4 protein-coding genes are annotated in these 3824 nt (G+C 46.1%); 1 reads left to right on the plus strand and 3 read right to left on the minus strand.

Annotated features, from left to right (window positions below):
- Positions 1 to 145: 145 nt before the first annotated feature.
- The 3 genes from ccmL to LAY57_RS35065 all read right to left on the minus strand — a co-directional run bounded on the left by ccmL (position 146) and on the right by LAY57_RS35065 (position 1188).
- Positions 146 to 451, minus strand: coding sequence for a beta-carboxysome shell vertex protein CcmL (gene ccmL, locus LAY57_RS35055; RefSeq protein WP_249072018.1), 306 nt, complete (start codon positions 449 to 451; stop codon positions 146 to 148).
- A gap of 2 nt (positions 452 to 453) precedes the next feature.
- Entirely contained in the window at positions 454 to 795 is a 342-nt protein-coding gene (locus LAY57_RS35060) for a carbon dioxide-concentrating mechanism protein CcmK (RefSeq protein ID WP_249072020.1), read from the minus strand.
- 84 nt (positions 796 to 879) lie between these two features.
- Complete coding sequence (locus tag LAY57_RS35065) at positions 880 to 1188, minus strand: carbon dioxide-concentrating mechanism protein CcmK (protein WP_249072022.1); 309 nt, start codon at positions 1186 to 1188, stop codon at positions 880 to 882.
- A 669-nt stretch (positions 1189 to 1857) separates the two neighbouring features.
- Between LAY57_RS35065 and LAY57_RS35070 the strand changes: the two genes are divergently transcribed.
- Complete coding sequence (locus LAY57_RS35070; protein WP_249072023.1) at positions 1858 to 3750, plus strand: NAD(P)H-quinone oxidoreductase subunit F; 1893 nt, start codon at positions 1858 to 1860, stop codon at positions 3748 to 3750.
- Positions 3751 to 3824 lie beyond the last annotated feature (74 nt).

Genomic DNA, 3824 nt, shown 5'->3' on the forward strand with positions numbered 1-3824 from the left:
GTCAGTTGTCAGTTGTCAGTTGTCAGTTGTCAGTTGTCAGTTGTCAGTTGTCAGTTGTCAGTTGTCAGTTGTCAGTTATCAGTTGTCATGGGTCATTAGTCATTAGTTGAATTGTGCTAATGACTAATGACTAATGACCCATGACCTAATAGCGGTCTTGGTCTTTTTTACTGTAAAGCACGCGATTGTCAATACTTACAGTGTCAATAATCGCCACTACCAAAGCATCGAGCGGGCGTGTTTCATTGCCAGAAACTTGACGGGCAGCACTTCCACGGGTAACCAGTACCCACTCGTCCAGCCCAGCACCCACATTGTCTCCTGCCACCTCGTAGTTTGGCAGTAGGTGTCCCTCTTCATCTATATATTGCAATACGAGGAGTTTTGCGCCTCTGAGACTTGCTTCTTTGTGGGTACTGACAACGGTGCCGCGAACTTTGGCAATTTGCATTTTTATGGTCTGTTGTATGGACGAATGCCGCTGACGCTATCCCGGAACTGCTGCACTTCTTCGGTATAACGAATCGGCAGTACGTACTCTAGGTTTTCGTGAGGACGAGCGATGATGTGAGTGGACAATACTTGACCCCCATTTACTCGCTTGACAGACTCAACCCCAGCTGAAACCGAGGCTTGCACTTCCGACACATCTCCCCGGACAATCACCGTTACGCGACCGCTACCGATTTTTTCGTAGCCTACAAGGGTGACGCGAGCGGCTTTAACCATTGCATCTGCGGCTTCTACGACAGCAGGAAAGCCGAGTGTTTCTATCATGCCAACTGCAATTGCCATTGTTTTAATCCTTGATAAAGTTCGTAAAAATCAAAAGAAGTCGAAGTTCTATTTGTGTAGCACAACCTAATGCGTCATTCTACGTTAGGCACGAAACTGTTCTACAGCTTCGGTATAACGTATCGGCAGCACATATTCTAGATTCTCATGCGGACGCGCAATTATGTGAGTAGATAAGACTTCGCCTCCATTTACCCGCTTGGCCGCTTCTACTCCTGCTGCCACCGAAGCTTGCACTTCCGACACATCGCCCCTTACAATTACCGTCACGCGGGCACTGCCGATTTTCTCATAACCTACTAGCGTCACGCGGGCGGCTTTGACCATAGCATCGGCTGCTTCTACTACAGCCGGAAACCCTTTGGTCTCAATCATTCCCACAGCAATTGGCATTGTTTATTCTCCTACCGGATGAGCGTAAGTAATTGTACTATTAGGTACTTTTACTTTAATTTTTGACGGAAATGCCCATTCTGCTTGCTAAAGAAAAAGCCTTTAGCATTCCCACATTTAAGAATAAAGAAGCCTGGGTTCCTTGACAATATTAATTACAATGATGATTTTAAATTAAGCTTATTAAAATAACTTAACAATACTAGGCATTTTGTAAAAATATCTGGTAAGGCCAAAATGTTTTATAATTTTTTTATTACTTTTACTTAAGCCAGACTTGTAGTGGCAGGGGGTCAGTTTGGGCACTGGGGTCAGTTTGGGGTCAGTTTGGGCATGGCAATGAACCATGAGCCATGAGCAATTAACAATTCTCGAACTCTTAATCCCTATATATCAGATGTTGGTAAAAACTGATAAATCTCGGTTCTTTAAGTAAAGATACCGAGTAAATTTCTTATATAATAAAAATTTAGACTATTTATTAATGATTTTTACGACCTAAAGCCTAGTATATAAAGCTTCATAGGAGTAAGATAAGTAGAAATCTATAATATACAAAAATTATCCTCCGGTTTTAACTTCAACAAAACCTCCTGGGTTGACAGAAACCATTCCCTATGGTATGGAGGTTGACCTGATTGATTCGAGCCAATTTCTAAGGATATGTTGATGACTCAGTTCCTGCTTGAAACGAGTTGGTGGGTGCCTTTATATGGCTTAGTGGGTGCAATTTTGACCCTACCGTGGTCAATGGGGCTGATCCGCCGCACTGGGCCGCGACCGGCGGCTTACTTTAATTTGTTGATGACGGTGTTCGCCTTTTTGCATGGCTCAATTGTTTTCAGGCTCACGTGGAATTCGGAGTCATTTGAATTAGTATTCCACTGGCTAAAAGCAGCAGGTTTAGATTTATCCTTTGCCGTGGAAATCTCGCAGGTGAGCGTAGGGGCAATGGAGTTGGTGACGGGGCTGAGCTTGCTAGCGCAACTGTTCGCCCTGGGATATATGGAAAAAGACTGGGCCTTAGCTCGCTTTTTTGCTCTGATGGGATTTTTTGAGGGAGCAATGAGCGGTCTGGCGCTGAGTAATTCTTTGTTTCTCAGCTACGCTTTGTTGGAAATGCTGACGCTTTCTACTTATTTGCTAGTAGGATTCTGGTATGCTCAGCCACTCGTGGTGACGGCAGCGCGAGATGCCTTTTTGACGAAGCGGGTGGGAGACGTGCTGCTGCTGATGGGGATGGTGGTGCTGGCAACTCAAGCCGGAAGTTTGAACTTTCCAGACTTATATGATTGGGCAGAGACTGCCAAGTTGTCTCCCACGGTAGCAACTTTGTTGGGCTTGGCTTTAATTGCCTGTCCGATTGGGAAATGCGCTCAATTTCCGCTGCATCTTTGGCTGGATGAAGCGATGGAAGGGCCGAACCCAGCTTCGCTTTTGCGGAATTCGGTGGTGGTGGGTTGCGGCGCTTATGTGCTGATTAAACTCCAACCTATCTTGAATGTTTCGCCTGTGGCTTTGAATGCTTTGGTAGTTATTGGCACTATGACGGCTATAGGCGCTTCTTTGGTCGCACTTGCCCAAATTGATATTAAGCGAGCTTTATCTCATTCCACCAGTGCTTACTTGGGTTTGGTATTTATCGCCGTTGGACAGCAATGGACGGGTTTTGCCTTGCTGTTGCTGTTTGCCCATGCTATTGCCAAAGCGTTGATGTTCATGAGCGTTGGCTCTATTATTCTGACAACCAATAACCAAGATTTGACAGAAATGGGCGGTCTGTGGTCTCGGATGCCAGCAACGACTACTGCTTTTGTGGTTGGCAGCGCTGGGTTGGTGGGACTGCTGCCTCTGGGAGGATTTTGGGCGATGCGGCAAGGAGTTGAGGTATTTTGGGTTAGCGATCCTTGGATAGTGGCAGTTTTGCTGTTGGTCAATGCTTTGACAGCCTTGAATTTGACTCGCGTGTTCCGTTTGGTTTTTTGGGGTAAACCGCAGCCTAAGACTCGTCGCGCCCCAGAGGTTCCCTGGCCGATGGCTGTGCCGATGGTGAGTTTGACGGTGGTGACTTTTTTAACGCCTTTGATAATGCAGAGCTGGTCACCGCTGCCCGATTGGGAAAATGTGAACATAAAAGCTGTGCTGCTGCTAGTTTTATCTGGTTTAGTTGGCTGCGGCTTAGGGGCAACCATTTATCTGCACAAGGCTTGGTCGAGGTCTTTGTTTCTGCCTTGGAGATTCATACAGGATTTGTTGGGTTATGACTTTTATATCGATCGCATTTACCGCGTGACTGTAGTTTTTGCAGTCGAACGCCTTTCTGCGATCAATGCTTGGATCGATCGCTATGTGGTGGATGGTTTCGTTAACTTGGTTGGCCTTGGCGCAATTTTCGGCGGTCAGACTTTGAAGTACAGCGCTTCGGGTCAGTCACAGTTCTATGTACTAATTATTCTCTTGGGAATAAGCTTTTTCGGGTTTCTGATGAGCTGGTTGTTCGATCCGTCATTGTTCAAAACAATTTTTGATGGGGAATTTTGGCGATTATCTTTGAGTCAGTAGTCAGTGGTCAGTGGTCAGTGGTCAGTGGTCAGTGGTCAGTGGTCAGTGGTCAGTGGTCAGTGGTCAGTGGTCAG

Source organism: Argonema antarcticum A004/B2 (genome assembly GCF_023333585.1).
GTDB lineage: Bacteria > Cyanobacteriota > Cyanobacteriia > Cyanobacteriales > Aerosakkonemataceae > Argonema > Argonema antarcticum.

Bases quoted from the DNA above. Each gene is read 5' to 3' on its own strand.
- ccmL (WP_249072018.1), bottom strand. From the start codon at position 451: ATGCAAATTGCCAAAGTTCGCGGCACCGTTGTCAGTACCCACAAAGAA.
- LAY57_RS35060 (WP_249072020.1), bottom strand. From the start codon at position 795: ATGGCAATTGCAGTTGGCATGATAGAAACACTCGGCTTTCCTGCTGTC.
- LAY57_RS35065 (WP_249072022.1), bottom strand. From the start codon at position 1,188: ATGCCAATTGCTGTGGGAATGATTGAGACCAAAGGGTTTCCGGCTGTA.
- LAY57_RS35070 (WP_249072023.1), top strand. From the start codon at position 1,858: ATGACTCAGTTCCTGCTTGAAACGAGTTGGTGGGTGCCTTTATATGGC.